Raw genomic sequence first — 15,295 nt, forward strand, 5'->3', positions numbered from 1 at the left:
TCGAAATGGGGTCAGTCGTCCTGCCGTTCCATGGTTCTTACGAACTCTTCCAGCCAGGGCCCCCGCCGGCTTGCGCGCAGGCGCTCTGCCTCAACCACTTTCCGCACATTCTGGAAGCAGCCGTCGAGGTCGTCGTTCACGAACACATAGTCGTAGGAATCATAATGGCTGATTTCGTTCGTCGCACGGGCCATGCGCCGTTCGATCACCTCTTCGCTATCGGTGCCGCGGCCGCGCAGCCGCCGCTCCAGCTCCTCGAGCGACGGCGGCAGCAGGAAGATCGACACCACGTCGTTCTGCAATTTTCCCTTCAGCGCGCGGGTGCCCTGCCAGTCGACGTCGAACAACATGTCGCGTCCCGCTGCGAGGGCCTCCTCGACCGGCGCCTGCGGCGTGCCGTAGCGATGATCGAAGACCTGGGCATGTTCGATGAACTCGTCGGCCTCGATCATCGCCGCGAACTGGGCGTCCGTCTTGAAATAATAATCGCTGCCGTCGACCTCGCCGGCGCGCGGCGGGCGCGTGGTCGCCGAGACGCTGAGACCCATATTCGCCTCGGCGGCCAGCAGCTTTCTCGCCATCGTGCTCTTGCCCGCGCCCGACGGCGAGGACAGCACGAACAGGACGCCCTTGCGCTTCATTGGCCGGTCATCGTCTCCGGCCGCACCACCTCGCGGAACTTCTCCTCGGAGATCAACTCCAGCGACAGCGCGGCTTCGAGCAGCGTGGTGCCGTCCTTATGCGCCTTCTTGGCGATGGCGGCCGCATTGTCATAGCCGATCTCGGGCGCGAGCGCCGTCACCAGCATCAGCGAGCGCTCCACCAGTTCGGAAATCCGCTCGCGGTTCGGCTCGATGCCGTCGACGCAGCGCTCGGCGAAGCCCTCCATGCCCGTCGCGGCAAGCTCGATCGAGCGCAGGACGTTGGAGCCGATCAACGGCATGAAGACGTTCAGCTCGAATGCGCCCTGCATGCCCCCGACGGTCACCGCCTGATGGTTGCCGATGATCTGGCCGGCGACCATGGTCAGCATCTCGCACTGTGTCGGATTGACCTTGCCGGGCATGATCGAGCTGCCCGGCTCGTTCGCCGGCAGGTCGAGTTCGCCAAGGCCGGACCGCGGGCCGGAGCCCAGGTAGCGGATGTCGTTGGCGATCTTGTTGAGCGCCACCGCGAGGGTGTTGAGCGCGCCCGAAAAGAAAACGAGGCCGTCCTTCGCGGCAAGCTGCTCGAACTTGTTCGGCGCTTCTTCGAATTCGATGCCCGTAATGTCGGTCAGCGCCGCAACCATGTCGGCCGCCCAGCCGTCGGGCGCGTTAAGGCCTGTGCCGACCGCGGTCCCGCCGATGGCGAGCTTGCGGATATTGCCGTCGAGCGCACCTTCGATGCGCGCCTTGCAGCTCTTCAGCTGCGCGACATAACCGGAAAATTCCTGGCCCAGCGTCAGCGGCGTGGCGTCCTGTACGTGGGTGCGGCCGATCTTGACGATGTCGGACCATGCCTTCGCCTTTTTCTCCAGCGAAGCAGTCAGCGTCTCCAGCGCGGGCAGCAGGCGGTCGCGCGTCGCCGTGGCGGTCGCCACATGAAGCGCGGTCGGGAAGCTGTCGTTCGAGCTTTGCGAGCGGTTCACATGATCGTTCGGATGCACCGGCTCCTTGCCGCCGCGCGTGCCGGCCAGCTTTTCGTTCGCATAGCCGGCGATGACCTCGTTCACGTTCATGTTGGTCTGGGTGCCGGACCCGGTCTGGAAGATCGCGAGCGGGAACTGGTCGTCCAGTTCGCCGCCGCGGATGGTCTCGGCGGCCTGTTCGATGGCATCGGCCAGCTTGCCGTCCATGCCGTGCGTGCGGTTCACCCGCGCGGCCGCCTGCTTCACCGCGGCCTGAGCATAGACGATGCCGAGCGGCATGCGCTCGGACGGCGGGAAGGGGAAATTCTGCACGCTGCGCTGCGTCTGCGCGCCCCAATAGGCGTCCGCAGGCACCTCGATCGCGCCAATACTGTCGGTTTCGGTACGGGTATCACTCATGGAACGGGTCTCCGCGGATCTGGGCGTCGGCTTGGGAAAAGTCGGGCCGGTGATAGGCAGACGCGCGGCGCGCCTCAATCACTTCTTGCGGAAGTCGATCTCTACGACGTTGGAGCCGCCCTTTTCCTCGCCCTCGGGTGCGCTGTCCTCTTCCTCTTCGGAAACGGCGCGAAGGCCCGGCTTCGCATCGGGCAGGTCGGGTGCCGGGAATTGCAGCGCGAAATTCACCGAAGGATCGATGAAGCCTACGACGGCGGAAAAGGGGATGATCAGCTTGGCCGGCACCTGGTTGAAACTCAGGCCGATTTCGAACCCTTCGCGGTCGACGGCAAGGTCCCAGAAGCGGTGCTGGACGACGATCGTCATCTCGTCCGGATAGCGCTCCTTCAGGTGCGGCGGGATGTCGACACCGGGCGCATTCGTCTTGAAGGCGATGTAGAAATGATGGTTGCCGGGCAGGCCGCCAGTCGCGGCGACGTCCGTCAGGACGCTATAGACCACCCCGCGCAATGCGCTCTGCACATGCTCGTCATAGGGGATCAGGCTTTCGGGCGTCTCGTCGTCGCTCATATGACGCTAGCTGAACCACGTACCAGAGTCGGTCAAGGCGGCGGGGCCTGGCAGCGGCCATTTATTCCGCGATGCGGAGGCCACAAAGCCGTCACACCGGCTTCGGCCCCTCCCCGGTCGCATCTTCCGTCGCGGGAGCGTCGCCGGAGTCGCTGCTACCGGCAGTCTCGGGCTGCGTAGCGCTCTCCGCCTCGGCCTCGGCCTTGGCGTTCTTGCGCTCCTTCTGCCCCTTGGCCTCTCGCGCCCGGTCCTGCCGCTCCTTCATGTCCTCCTCGTCCGCTGCGTCGCCGCCGGGCGGAACATAGGCGATGACATAGTCGCCCTCGTCCACCGCGGGACGACCTTCATTCGTGAAGAAAGACAGTTCGAGGGATGGTTTCACATGGCCCAGCAGCTCGCTTTCCTGCGACAGGCGCTTGCGCAGGTCGGACAGCGAGTATTTCTCGCCGATACGGGTCTGGCGGAATTCCCAGCCCTTCTCCTGCCGGTTCAGCAGTTCCATCAGCCCCGCGCCCGATTTTAGAAGGTCGCGGCCCTTCAGCGCACCGGGAAGCGCCGCCGTGCCGGCCGCCTCGCTGGTGCCGACCTGGAACACGGCGTTGCGGCCGATTTCGGGGCCGAGCTCCGCGCAGATCAGCGAGTTGTAGGCGTCATTGTCGGTGGCGGCGATGACCGCCTGAAAGCTGCCGATGTCGAGATGGTCGGCATGAATGGCCTCCAGCGCCTCGCCATGATGCGTTTCGAGCCCGGCCTGGCGCGCCCGGCGGAGCGCGAGATAGCTGGTGTCCGCGATGTGCACGGGGATGTTTCGCTTGGCGAGCGCCTGGCCCAGTTCGATCGACCAGCGGTTCGCGCCGACGATCAGCGTGGACCGACCGGGCCCCTGGTCGATACCGAGACGCTGGGCAACGAACTTCGCGGAGAAACCGTGCGCGATGATCGTGACGATGACGACGGCGAAGGCCAGCGGGTTCAGCGCCTCGGCCGAGACATAGCCCAGCTCTTCCAGCCGGATCGCGAACAGGCCGGTAATCGCGACGCAGACGACGCCGCGCGGCGCGACCCAGGCGATGAACAGCTGCTCGCGCCAGGGCACGCTGGAGAAGGCGAGCGCGATAAGGACCGATGCCGGGCGGACGAAGAACAGGAGCAGGGCAAGGAAGACCACGAAGCGCAGTTCGAAACTTTGCAGGATATCCATGTTCAGCGTCGCCGACAGGATGACGAACACGCCCGACAGCAGGAGGATGGTGACGCTTTCCTTGAAGCGGCGCATCTCTCCGAAACTGTCGAGGCGCATGTTTGCCAGCGCGATGCCCATGGCCGTCACGGTCAGAAGGCCGGTCTCATGCTCGACGAAGTCCGCCAGCACGAAGCCCACGATCACCAGGCCGAACACGACGGGCGTCTTCAGGAACTCTGGAACGTGCCCGCGCGGGAACAGGAACTTGATCAGATAGGCCAGCGCGACGCCAAGACCGATGGCGAACAGGCTCGCCGCGCCGATGTGAAGGCCGATATCCTCCCAGACGCTGCCCTGTCCCGTCGTGTCCGCATAGGTGATCCAGGCCAGCGTCACGACCGCGAACAGGGCGCCAAGCGGGTCGTTGACGATCCCTTCCCATTTCAGGATGTCGCGCGGCCGGTTGCCGATGCGCAGCTGTCTCAGCATGGGCCCGATCACGGTGGGGCCGGTAACGACCAGGATGCCCGCGAACAGGATGGCCGGCTCCCACGGCAGCCCGGCGGCGAAGTGAAGACAGATTGCGCCGAGGGTCCAGGCCACCGGCGCCCCGATGACCACCAGCCTGCCGACCGCCCAGCCCGATTGCCTGAGCTCGCGGAAATTGAGGCTTAGGCCGCCTTCGAACAGGATGACTGCGACGGCCAGCTTGATCGCCGGCTGGTATAGCTCGCCGAAGTCCTCGATCGGGTTGATATATCCCGTGACCGGACCCGCCAGAATGCCGCCGAGGAGCATCAGCGCGATGGCCGGCCAGCCGGTCCGCCACGCAATCCACTGCGCAGAGATACCGATCGCGCCGATGGCGGCGAGCTTGATCGTCAGGTCGGCTTCCATTGTTCCCCCGGGCGCGCTGTTCGGCCCATGTTATGAATCGGATGATTGTGGGACAACGCCGTCCCTGCCTTGCGGTTTCCCCTCCTGCGGCAAGACGGCCCCCTTCGGACGCGGAGGGCGTGACGCAACGTTCGCCCCCGCTGGATGTTGTCACCGCAATCAGCCCCAGCAGGATCGCTTATGCAACAGGTTATCGAATGGAGTTCGTCCATTATCGGCATGGTCGCCGCGCTTATGATCGCGCTGCGCATCAGTTCGCGCGTCACGGGCTGGGGCTTTGTGCTTTTCCTGGTCGGATCCGTACTCTGGATCGTGGCCGGGCTGCGCGAGGGCGACAATGCGCTCGCGGCTCAAAATGTCGTGCTCTTCGGCATCAACCTGCTGGGCATCTACCGCTATCTGATCAAGCATGAGGAAGCCTAGCGGCGCTTCGCCGCGCAACTCCCATCCCCTTCGCCCGTTGAAGGTTCGAAGGGAGATTATTCAATGGCTTATAATATGTTGAAGGGGGCCTCCGCAGCGGCCGTGCTGATTGCAACCACTGCGTGCCAGGTGACCGGCGACGACACCGCCGATGCGGCCATCACGGGCGCAGGCGTCGGCGCTGCGGCGGGCGAAGTGCTGACAGACGATCCTGTTGCGGGCGCCGCCGTGGGCGCCGGTGTCGGTGCCGTCGCGGAAGAAGTCACCGACGATGACGATGATGACGACTGGGACGATGACGACGATCCGTTCCGCGGATGACGCGCTCCCTCGCTCCCGGTGCTAGTCGCCGGTGACGATCCGGTCGACGAGTTGCTTTACGGTCGGCACGAACCCGTTCGAATAGAAGGGGTCGGTCGAGAAATGATGGGCGGAATGCCCGGCGAAGGTCAGATTGTCGTCTGGATCGCCGCCATGGGCGATATCCTGCAGCGTTTTCTGGATGCAGAATGACCGTGGATCGGCAAGGCGGCCGGTCGAGTGGTTGTCCGCATGCTCGTTCCAGCTCGAAAACTTGCACTGGGACAGGCAGCCCATGCAGTCCGCCTGGTCTTTGCGGATGACCTTCGCCTGCTCCGCGGTCACGAAGACCAGCGTATCGTCGGGCGTCTTCAGCCCCTCGGTATAACCTTCGCCGTGCCAGCCGCGAGCCTTCAGCAGGTCGTCGCGCGTCACGTAGAACGACTTGTTGCCCTTGAAGCCGACATCGAGCTTGTGGGTGCGCTCGTCGCTCGGCTCGGTCCCGAACGCGATTTGCCGCTCCGACCTGTGCTTCAGGTCCATCAGGAACGGTGTCTTTACCGCCGAGGAGTAGAAGCCTGTCGGCGAGAAGGGATGCAGCAGGATGTCGCCCTTCTCCAGCTTCGGAAGGCGTTCCTTCCAGATGTCCGGGATCGGGCTTTCCTTGGTCAGAAGCGGTCGGGACCCGAACTGAAAGGCAATGGTGCCCAGTTCGGGATTGTCGATCCAGTCGCTCCATTCGCGCAGGAACCAGACGCCGCCGGCCATGATGATCGGCACATCGTCGGAAATCCCTCCGGCGCGCATGACCTCTCGCAGCTCTTTTACCCGGGGATAGGGATCCTGCGGTTCGTTGGGATCCTCGGCATTGGACAGGCCGTTATGGCCGCCCGCGAGCCACGGATCCTCGTAGACCACCGCGGCCATCCACTCGGAATGCTTGCTGTAGCTGCGCTTCCACAGCGCACGAAACGCACGTCCGGAGGAGACGATCGGATAATAATATTTGCCATATTTGGCGGCGATGTCCGCCAGCTTGTACGGCATGCCCGCGCCGCAGGTGACGCCGTCGACCGCATCGCCGGCGGGGCCCGAAAAGACTCCCTCCAGGATACGCTGCGCGCCGCCCATCTCCCACAGGACATTGACGTTCAGCGCACCGTCTTCGCCGCAGATCTCGCGCGCCCGCAACACCTGCTCGGTGCCGCCGGCAATGCCATATTCGACCAGTTCCTCGTGCCGGTCCCCGCGTGTGCGTCCGCGATAGACCTGCGGGATCAGATTGCCGTCCTCGTCATGGCTGTCGGCATTGACGGCGCTGACCGTTCCGAGCCCCCCGGCCCGTGCCCAGGCGCCGGAACTGTCGCCGTTCGTGGCGCTGACCCCTTTGCCGCCTTCGACGAGCGGCAGAATTTCCTTGCCGCCCATGCGTATGGAATTGAGAGCTTTCATGAACGTCCATCATTTACGGCCGACCGCAGACGCGGCGCCTGTCCCCACCGTCTTACGGATATGACCGCCATAAATCGACCATGTTTGGCAAGCCTGCCAACAAGGCGGGTCAGAACAGCAGTTCGGCCAGGCGCCGCTTCTGCGCGCGGGCGTCGCCGTAGCGCGTCGCGTTCCAGATCGCCCGCCGGCGGTGCAGGCCGGCATCGCAGTCATAGGTGAAGCCGAAGCCGCCGTGGAACTGGATGGCCCGGTCGGCGGCATAGGCATAGGCCTTCTCGCCCTGCGCCTTCGCCATGCGCACCGCCACCTCGCCGCGGCCCTGGTCGCCGAAGGAATGCGCCGCCGCATAGAGGTGCGAGCGCGCGCGCTCATGGCCGATAAAGGCATCGACAAGCGGGTGCTTCAACGCCTGGAAGCTGCCGATCACCTTCTCGAACTGCTTGCGGGTGCGCAGATAGTCGGCGGTATAGTCGACGACGCGGAACGTGCCGCCCACCATGTCGGCCGCGTAGAGCAGAGCGCCGACCATGTCGGCATGCGCAAGCGCCTCTTCGACCTTGTCCGGGTCGAGCACCGCATCCCCGGCGACCTCGAACGTATCTAGCCGCAGTTCATAGGCCCGGCGCGTATCGTCGATGATCGCTTCACGGCGCAGCGCTTCGCCGGGCAGTGCGCTGCGCTCGACCAGCGCCAGCTGCCGGCTGCCGCCGTGCGAAAAGGCAAGGATGATCAGGTCCGCGTCGGCGGCATATTCGACAAGTCTTGTCGTGCCGCTGACGAGGAAGCCTCCGGCTTCGTTCTCGCCCAGCGCGGCCATGTCGTCTCCGGGCTCGCCGAACGCGGTCGTGGCGAAACGCTCTCCCGCTGCGAGCGCCGGAAGGACCTCCTCCTTCTGCCGCTCGGTCCCGGCTTTTGCCAGCAGCTGCCCGGCCACGGTCGCGGGAATGAAGGGCGTCGCCATCAGCGCGCGGCCCATCTGTTCGGCAATCGGCACGATCTCGCCGACCCCGAGGCCCGAACCGCCGAATTCTTCCGGGACGGCGATCCCCAGCCAGCCCAGTTCTGCGATTTCCGACCAGACCTTCTCGTCATAGCCGCGGTCGGTCTCGATCAGCTTGCGGACGTCTTCGACAGGGGACTTGTCGCGGCAGAATTCGGTCGCGACATGGAGCAGGTCCACCTGCTCCTCGCTGATGCCCAGCTGTCCCAGCGATGCGGAAATATCAGTCATTCGAGAAGGTCCCCCTACCGCGTCTTCGGCAGGCCGAGCACATGCTCGCCGATGATGTTGCGTTGAATCTGGCTGGTGCCGCCGCCGATGGTCGCGGAGAAGGCGTTCAGATAGCTGCGCGCCCACCAGCCGCCGTCGGCGGAATTCTCCTCGCCGACATAATAGGCCGCCTTCGGCCCCAGCAGCGTCAGCGCGAATTCCGACAATTCCCGGTACAGCTCGGAAAATTCCAGCTTGCTGATCAGCGGCAGGGCGTTCGGATAATCCTCCACCAGCGGCATCATGCGCTTGCGCTCATTGCCCAGCGACAGGGCGTGCATGTCCATCAGATAGTCGACCATCCGGTCCTTCAGCACGGGATCGTCCATCGCCGCGGCGCCGTCGCGCTTCGCGGTCTTCGCCAGTTCGACGATTTCCATCAGGTCCGGCGGGATCGAGACGTAGCCGCCTGCCTGTCCCCCGCGCGCGCCGCGCTCATATTCCAGCGTGCGCATCGCGACTTTCCAGCCATTCCCCTCCCCGCCGATCAGGCAGTCCGCGGAGATGCGCGCATCCTCGAAAAAGGTCTGGGTAAAGCCGAATTCGCCGGTCAGCTTCTTGATCTTCTGCGTGCGAATTCCGGGGATCTTCATCGGCGACAGGAAGAAGCTGAGGCCGGCATATTTATTCTCGGCGGCGGGATTGGTCCGCGCCAGGAGGATCATGTATTTCGCGTAGTTGCCCTGGGTGGTCCAGATTTTCGACCCGTTGAGGACGAACTCGTCGCCCTCGCGCTCCGCCTTCAGCTGCGCATTGCCGAGGTCGGAGCCATGCTCGGGTTCTGAGAAGCCCTGGCACCAGATGTCTTCCGCCGACAGGATGTCCTTCAGATAGGCGCTCTTCTGTTCCTCGCTGCCGATATCGAGGATCAGCGGCCCGGCCCAGTTCAGGCCGATCGCGTTGAGCAGAATGGGCCCGCGATATTTGCGCATGGCGCGGGTGGCCGCCTTCTGGTGCGCTTCGGAAAGCCCGCCGCCGCCATATTCGGTCGGCCAGGCCGCGCCCAGATAGCCCGCCTCGTACACCTTGCGCTGCCAGTCGCGCAGGAAGTCGAACTGCCGGTCCTCACCCACTTCCATGAAGGTGAGCGGCAGCATGAAGCCCGGGTCCTCCGGGACGTTTTCAGAAAACCAGGCGTCCGCGTCACGCGCGAACTCTTCGACGGTCGGATCGGTCATGAGGCATCTCGCAGCTTCTAGTCAGCGCCGATGGATGGCCGAGCGGCGCTGTCCTCACAACCCATGAAAAAGCGGCGGCCCACTGGTCTGCCGCCTCTCGAGCTTCTAACCTTCCCGGCATGACCCACCCATGTCTCGCTGCGGCGCGCTTCGCCCTTCCTGCCCTCCTCCTGCTCGCCGCGCCTGCTTCGGCACAGGGCCTGCCCGACAGCTTCGTCACCGGACCGCGTATCGAGGGCTACGGTCCGGCCGCACCGGTCGACCAAGACAACCCGGTCGAGGCGGGCGAGGAGTTTCGGCACAGCTTCGACATTTCCGCGGGCAGCGAACCCGGCGAGCTGAACCGCGGGCTGGTCACGGCGGCGCGCTTCCTCAACATGCATGCAGCATCGGGTGCGCGCGACCAGGATGTGACCGTCGCGCTCGTCGTCCACGGCGATGCCCTTGCCAGCCTTCTGAAGACGGACAGCTACGCCTCTCGCTTCGACGGGTTAGACAACCCCAATGCCCCGCTCGTGGCCGCGCTCATCGCGGAGAGCATCTCCATCCAGGTCTGCGGTCAGAGCGCGGAGTCGCAGGGATTCGCACGCGAAGAGTTCCTGCCCGGCGTCGAGATGGCGCTGTCAGCGATGACGGCCCATGCCCGATTGCAGCGCGACGGCTACACTCTCAATCCGTTCTAGAAGCGCTTGCGGAATTCGATCTCGATCATACGCCCTTCCGGGTCGAGATAGCCCGGCTGGTAGCTCAGCGGCACGGCTCCGGTCTCGTCCTCGACACGGCGAATGCCGCCGAACAGATTGTCGACCGACAGCGACATCCGCGCCCCTTTGAGGAACGGAACGTCCTCGATCAGACCCTCATTGCTCTCGAAATTGTAAAAGGCGCGCAGGTCGACCGTCAGCAGGTCGCCGAAGAACAGGTCGCTCGATCCGGGCAGACCGCTGCCGGCAATCTCCGACGTACCGGTGTAGGTCGCATCCGCGCGCAGGCCCATGCCGTTCCAGAAGACCCCGCCTTCCACCTCGACATTGTGGCGGGCGGTCGGCGTGCCGCCGCCGATGACGTCTCCGTTCAGAAGGTCGAGCTCATCCAGGCCTGGGCGGATGAGTACCGTCTCGTCCAGGCTCCAGGTGTGATAGGCCGAAACGCTCCACCGTCCGCCGGAGGGGCCGCTGCCCGGCATGGGCGGACCGCCCCGGCCGCGCCCCCTCTCCTCCTCCTGATCGAACTCGCCGCGCAGGCTGAACCCATAGCGCAGGCGCTCTGCATCGACTTCGGACAAGGTGATCGGCCGCGCGTCCAGCGCGACCAGTTGGCCGCTGGCATCGCGGGTCACCCGGTCGGGAAAGGCCGTCTCGATCGCGGGAGTGAGCAGCGGGAAGGAGCTGGTGACGTCCTCGCTATGGTTGCGGATATATTCGACCGTCACCTGCCGGTCGCGCTCGCCGCCGGGCGACCAGTTCAGCGTCAGCTTCAGGTCGCGGCGCGATTCCGCCAGCAGGTCGGGGTTGCCGCCGGTCGTCCGGTCGATGCGGACCGTCTTGCCGGTGGCGAGGTCGAAGGTGGTGACGTTCGGCGTCACTTCGATCGGGTCGCCCAGCTGCGACACGCTCGGGGCGGCCTCCTCGCCGATGACGCTGGCAAGGAAGGACAGGCCGTCGACCGGCTCCCAGCGCAGGCCATAACCATATTCGTACAGGCCGCCGAAATCGCTCAGCTCGCTATAGCCCAGATTGCCGTTGACGCTGATGTCGCCGACCGCGTCGAGAACGCCCTCGCGCACGCTGGTCAGCGGAATGTCCATATTGGCGCGGGCAAAGACCACCGAGCGGCCGAGATCGGCTGCCGCCGCGGTCCCGTTCGTGACCGACTCCGAATCGATGCCGAGCCAGTTGTAACCCGCCGTCAAGCTGGTGCGCAGTTCGCCGGCCGGGAGCAGCAGGGGCGCTCCCGAAATATTCCCGTTGAGGTCGACCGTCTGGTTCACGCTTTCGCTGGTATCGACCGTGGGCAGCAGGCCGCTGCCGAGATCGGGATCGAACGGATCGACGGCGGGATCGCCGGCCGCGACGACCGCTGTCAGCGCATCGGTGCCTGCCTCACGCTCGGTTTCGGTCTCCGAGGCGCTGCGCGAATAATTGGCGGTCAGCGACCAGCGATACTCGTCCAGCCGCCCGTTCATCACTCCGCCCACCGCCACGTCGTCGCTGCGGCTCTCGCGCGTCAGCGCGCCGGAGGCCGGAAGCAGGCGTGAAATCTCCTCGGGCTCGTCTGTGCGGGCGAAGGGACTGTCCGCCGGGATGGTGAGGTCGACATCGGCAAGACCCAGCAGCGACCGGCTTTCATCGTGCGAGAATTCGCCGCTCAGGGTCAGCGATGTCGCCTCCGACAGCTGGCCGCTCCAATTGGCATTCAGCTCGACGGTATCGCTTTCGGCGACAAGCGTCCGAAACTCGCCTTCATCGGCCAGGTCCAAGTCACCCGCGGACTCCTGCACGATGCCGCGCTCGGCCTCGGTCAGGCTGGACGAGGGCCGATATTCCAGATCGACGTTCAGCCTGCCGCCGCCGGTGATGCGCGTATAGGTCGTTTCGACTTCCCCTTCGGCGAAGCCGCCGCCGGTCGGAAAGGCGGCTTCCACTTCGCCGGTCAGCTGCGCGAAATTGTCCTTCAGGATGAAATTCACCACCCGCTGGTCGGGTCGATAACCATATTCCAGCGCCAGCTCTTCGGGAAATACCTGCACCCGCTCGATGGCTTCGGGCGGCAGGTCGCGCAGTTCGCGAAAGCCTGAAATGCGCTGCCCGTTCAGCAGGATGATCGGCCGTCCCCCGCCGCCGCGTCCGCGCGCAGAGCCCGTCTGCGGGGCAATGGCGTCCAGCAGGTCCTCGATCGAACTGGCCCCGTAGGACGCCACGGCCTCTTCGCCCAGTTCGATGTCGGGGGGAATGTCGCTATCCACCGAACCGCGCAGGCGCGTCCCCGTGATGATGATCGGATCGGCCGCGGCAGCCGCGGCCTCGGTCAGCTCGCCCGCATCGCTCTCGGGCGCGTCCTGCGCCATCGTCGAGGCGCCCTGCGTGGCAAGAGCGCTGGCCGCGAGCAGGCGAACCATCAGGCGAGGACTTGCGGGGCGAAGCTTGGGAAGAAGGGGGAGGGGCACGCTGACGGATCCTTACTAGAGCGACGCCGACCGACCGGGACACGCTATCGACGACTACGTGTCCCGGCCTAGCCTCCCCATGTCGCGAAGCTTTGTCGCAGCCGGCCGAACTTGTCGCAGTTTGTCGCGGCTCACCGAACGCTTGCGGGCGCGAAGAGCAGGCTGTTCGCGATCAGAAGGTCGAGCCCGTCCAGATACCCGCGCGTGGCCGGATCATAGGCAAAGCCGATGGCGAGGCCCGACCCGGCGCGCTGCGCCATCATATAGGGCTTGAACGCGAGCTGGCGGCGGTTCTCGTCCCAGACGTAACCGCTGGCGAGCAGGTCGTCCGCGGCCGCGAACCGCACGACGTTCGTGCCGTCGGCGGCGTTCAGCGGCGTGAGGATCTGGCTGCCGTCGACCAGGACCACCGGACCGTCCCCATATCCCGCCGACAGCAGGCTTTCCGGGTCGATGGCGGTATTGAGCAGCGCGCCCGGCATCTCGTCCGGCAGCGCCGCCGGATCGCCGGTCAGCTCACGATAGTCGGCCTCGCTTGCGATCGCCGTCCCCGGGACCGGGCCACTCGAACCGCCGGACTCCTCACCGCCCGACGTCTCGCTGCCACGTGCTTCGCCGCCCAGCGCCGTTTCCCTGGCTGTTGCGAACATCGCCTTTTCGCCCTCTGCCAGCATCGCGACGGTGCCGCCGATCGCGACGACGACGCCGCCCTGGTCGGCAAAGCTTTGAATGGCGGCTTTCCCGCCCGCGCCGCCCAGCGCGTCGGGACCGTATCCCGACGGCAGGAGGAGCACGTCATACTCGCCAAGGTCGGCGCGGGAGAGACGGGCGGTGCGGATCGGCGCCACCGGCACGCCGAGCCGCCGTTCGATGACGTAGCGCAGGGCCCCCGCCGATGTGGGGGCAATCCCGTCGTCCCATGCCATGGCGATCCGCGGCGCGGCCAGGCTGACGAAATTGCCGCTGCCCAGATTGGGGCCGTCTTCGACCCAGCCGCTGGCCAGCCCCACGACCTCCGCGCCGATCTCCGCTGCGAGCTCCGAGAGGCGGGCAAGCTGGGCGTCGTCGTTGGGACCGCGCGGAAATACGACCGTTCCGCGGGGAAAGGCCTGCCCGTCGGCCCGGAAGGCTTCGCCCGTGGCACGCGCATTCAGGCCTTCCGCCAGCGCCGCGAAGACCAGCCGTGCCTGACCCGTATCTGACCATGGGACCGCCATGCCGAAGCGGCCTGACCCGGAAAGGACCGGCGCAATCGGCGCGTCCGCCAGAACCTGCGTGCCGCCGCCCGGCGCAGCCGAACACATCGTCACGTCGAGCCCCGACATCAGGCCCAGCGACCAGGCCGTGACGTCGTACAGGCGGTGATTGAGGCCGCGGTCGCGACGCGCCTCCTGCTCGGCGACGAAATCTGCCGGCAGCGGGGTATTTTCATCGAGAAGGCTGCGGATCAGCCGCGCTTCGGGCTGCGACCGGTCGACCATCAGCGCGCCCTCGGGGAAGGACTTGCCGCAGGCACTGAAGGCGCCGCCGCGCCGCGTAACCTCGATGCCCTGATGAACCAAGCGGCGGGCCAGCGATTCCGCGTTCCAGCGACGCTCCGACAGGTCGATCAGATAGGTTCCCCGTCCCGCTTCGCCCGCTGCGGCGGTCCGGCGATAGGCGGCATAGTCGCGCAGGAACTGGTCTGCATTGCGGGCTACCGTTTCGGCGGTCGAGAGCGTGCCGATGAAATGGTTCGCGACGCCGTCGCCATAGGTCAGGATCGAACCGTCATTGCGCTCGAACAGCAAACCGCGCGCGCTTGCCTGCTCGAACGTCATGGCGATCGACCCGGTCAGGGTCGGCCAGCTGTCGCCATAACCGGGGTAAAAGGCGTCATAGACCTCGCGCGTGAAATAGGGCTCGCCGCGGCTGTCGAACCACGCGGCATGGTTGCGGCCCAGCAGCTCCTGCTTGCGCTTTTGCATCTCGGTGATGTTCGGATTGAACGGGTCGGCGGACGGCGGGAAGAAATAGGTGCTGTTGCCGCCCATCTCGTGCGCATCGATCAGCGCGACGGGGTTCCAGTCGCGCACGGCGGCGACCTTGCCGACCGTTTCCGGCTGGGTCACCGCGAACCAGTCGCGATTGAGATCGAACAGATAATGGTTGTAGCGTCCGCCGGGCCATGGCTCGTCATGTTCCGCGGTGTCGGGATCGGCAAAGGGCGTCAGGCCGAGCGCCTGCTCGAAGCTGTGAACGAAGCGCGCGCGTCCGTCCGGATTCTGCGCCGGATCGATGACGACGATGCTGTTATCGAGGATCGTCTCGACTCGCTCGTCGCCTCGGGCCGCCAGCAGGTGATAGGCGAGCGCCAGCCCGGCATCGGAGGAGGATATCTCGTTGCCGTGGACGCCGTAGGACAGCCAGGTGACCGGCAGGGTTTCGGGCAGCAGCCGGTCGACCTCCGCCGGGGACGGTCCGTCGGCCAGGCGCGCCATGTTCGCGCGTAGCTCGGGCAGCCGCGCCATGTTCTCGGGCGCCGAGATGACGGCGTAGACGAGCGGACGTCCTTCCCAGCTTTCGGCATATTGAACCAGCTGCATGCGGTCGGGCGCCGCCGCCTGCAGCGCTTCGACATAATCGATGATTTCGGCGGGATCGGTGATCGCCTCCGCCGTGCGGTGTCCGGTCACCTCTTCCAGGGTCGGAATGGCCGGATCGAAGTCGCCGGGAAGGATGGACTGGGCATCGGCGGACAGTGCCGACAGGAACAGAAACGGGCCCGTCAGGACCGCGGCCAACCAGAATTTCATCGAACCCCCTTTGGTTTGGTCCCGGTTCTTCG

General features: G+C 65.7%; 12 protein-coding genes. 3 read left to right on the forward strand and 9 right to left on the reverse strand.

All coding sequences use genetic code 11. The annotated features are described in order from the left end of the window. Positions 1 to 11: 11 nt before the first annotated feature. From gmk to KCN53_RS01435, 4 genes are all read right to left on the reverse strand, one after another. Positions 12 to 641, reverse strand: coding sequence for a guanylate kinase (gmk, locus tag KCN53_RS01420; RefSeq protein WP_088711792.1), 630 nt, complete (start codon positions 639 to 641; stop codon positions 12 to 14). After that, the gene (gene fumC, locus KCN53_RS01425) at positions 638 to 2,029 is read right to left on the reverse strand and encodes a class II fumarate hydratase (protein WP_088711791.1); all 1,392 of its coding nucleotides are present in this window, start codon (positions 2,027 to 2,029) and stop codon (positions 638 to 640) included. The genes gmk and fumC overlap by 4 nt, the downstream gene beginning before the upstream one ends. 78 nt (positions 2,030 to 2,107) lie before the next feature. Next, entirely contained in the window at positions 2,108 to 2,599 is a 492-nt protein-coding gene (locus KCN53_RS01430; RefSeq protein ID WP_088711790.1) for an SspB family protein, read from the reverse strand. Positions 2,600 to 2,690: 91 nt separating this feature from the next. Continuing rightward, complete coding sequence (locus KCN53_RS01435) at positions 2,691 to 4,679, reverse strand: cation:proton antiporter (protein WP_088711789.1); 1,989 nt, start codon at positions 4,677 to 4,679, stop codon at positions 2,691 to 2,693. A gap of 180 nt (positions 4,680 to 4,859) precedes the next feature. Between KCN53_RS01435 and KCN53_RS01440 the strand changes: the two genes are divergently transcribed. Beyond that, the gene (locus KCN53_RS01440) at positions 4,860 to 5,102 is read left to right on the forward strand and encodes a hypothetical protein (protein WP_088711788.1); all 243 of its coding nucleotides are present in this window, start codon (positions 4,860 to 4,862) and stop codon (positions 5,100 to 5,102) included. Positions 5,103 to 5,165: 63 nt separating this feature from the next. Next, positions 5,166 to 5,423, forward strand: coding sequence for a hypothetical protein (locus KCN53_RS01445; protein ID WP_088711787.1), 258 nt, complete (start codon positions 5,166 to 5,168; stop codon positions 5,421 to 5,423). Positions 5,424 to 5,444: 21 nt separating this feature from the next. On the opposite strand, the gene KCN53_RS01450 is transcribed toward KCN53_RS01445, so the two are convergent. The 3 genes from KCN53_RS01450 to KCN53_RS01460 form a co-directional block, all read right to left on the reverse strand. Further along, positions 5,445 to 6,854 (reverse strand): NAD(P)H-dependent flavin oxidoreductase, encoded by a 1,410-nt coding sequence (locus KCN53_RS01450; RefSeq protein WP_088711786.1) that lies wholly within the window; start codon positions 6,852 to 6,854, stop codon positions 5,445 to 5,447. Between the two features lie 109 nt (positions 6,855 to 6,963). Next, positions 6,964 to 8,085, reverse strand: a complete 1,122-nt coding sequence (locus KCN53_RS01455; protein WP_088711785.1) for an acyl-CoA dehydrogenase family protein — start codon at positions 8,083 to 8,085, stop codon at positions 6,964 to 6,966. A gap of 14 nt (positions 8,086 to 8,099) precedes the next feature. Next, the gene (locus tag KCN53_RS01460) at positions 8,100 to 9,302 is read right to left on the reverse strand and encodes an acyl-CoA dehydrogenase family protein (protein WP_088711784.1); all 1,203 of its coding nucleotides are present in this window, start codon (positions 9,300 to 9,302) and stop codon (positions 8,100 to 8,102) included. A 119-nt stretch (positions 9,303 to 9,421) separates the two neighbouring features. On the opposite strand from KCN53_RS01460, the gene KCN53_RS01465 reads away from it, so the two are divergent. Further along, entirely contained in the window at positions 9,422 to 9,985 is a 564-nt protein-coding gene (locus KCN53_RS01465) for a DsrE family protein (RefSeq protein WP_088711783.1), read from the forward strand. Here KCN53_RS01465 and KCN53_RS01470 read toward each other — a convergent pair. Both KCN53_RS01470 and KCN53_RS01475 read right to left on the reverse strand, forming a co-directional pair. After that, positions 9,982 to 12,420 (reverse strand): TonB-dependent receptor, encoded by a 2,439-nt coding sequence (locus KCN53_RS01470; protein WP_088711782.1) that lies wholly within the window; start codon positions 12,418 to 12,420, stop codon positions 9,982 to 9,984. The two genes, KCN53_RS01465 and KCN53_RS01470, sit on opposite strands and share 4 nt — an antisense overlap. Positions 12,421 to 12,599: 179 nt before the next feature. Further along, positions 12,600 to 15,263 (reverse strand): M14 family zinc carboxypeptidase, encoded by a 2,664-nt coding sequence (locus KCN53_RS01475; protein ID WP_088711781.1) that lies wholly within the window; start codon positions 15,261 to 15,263, stop codon positions 12,600 to 12,602. Between the last annotated feature and the right edge of the window lie 32 nt (positions 15,264 to 15,295).

The organism is Pacificimonas aurantium, assembly GCF_020092905.1.
GTDB lineage: Bacteria > Pseudomonadota > Alphaproteobacteria > Sphingomonadales > Sphingomonadaceae > Pacificimonas > Pacificimonas aurantium.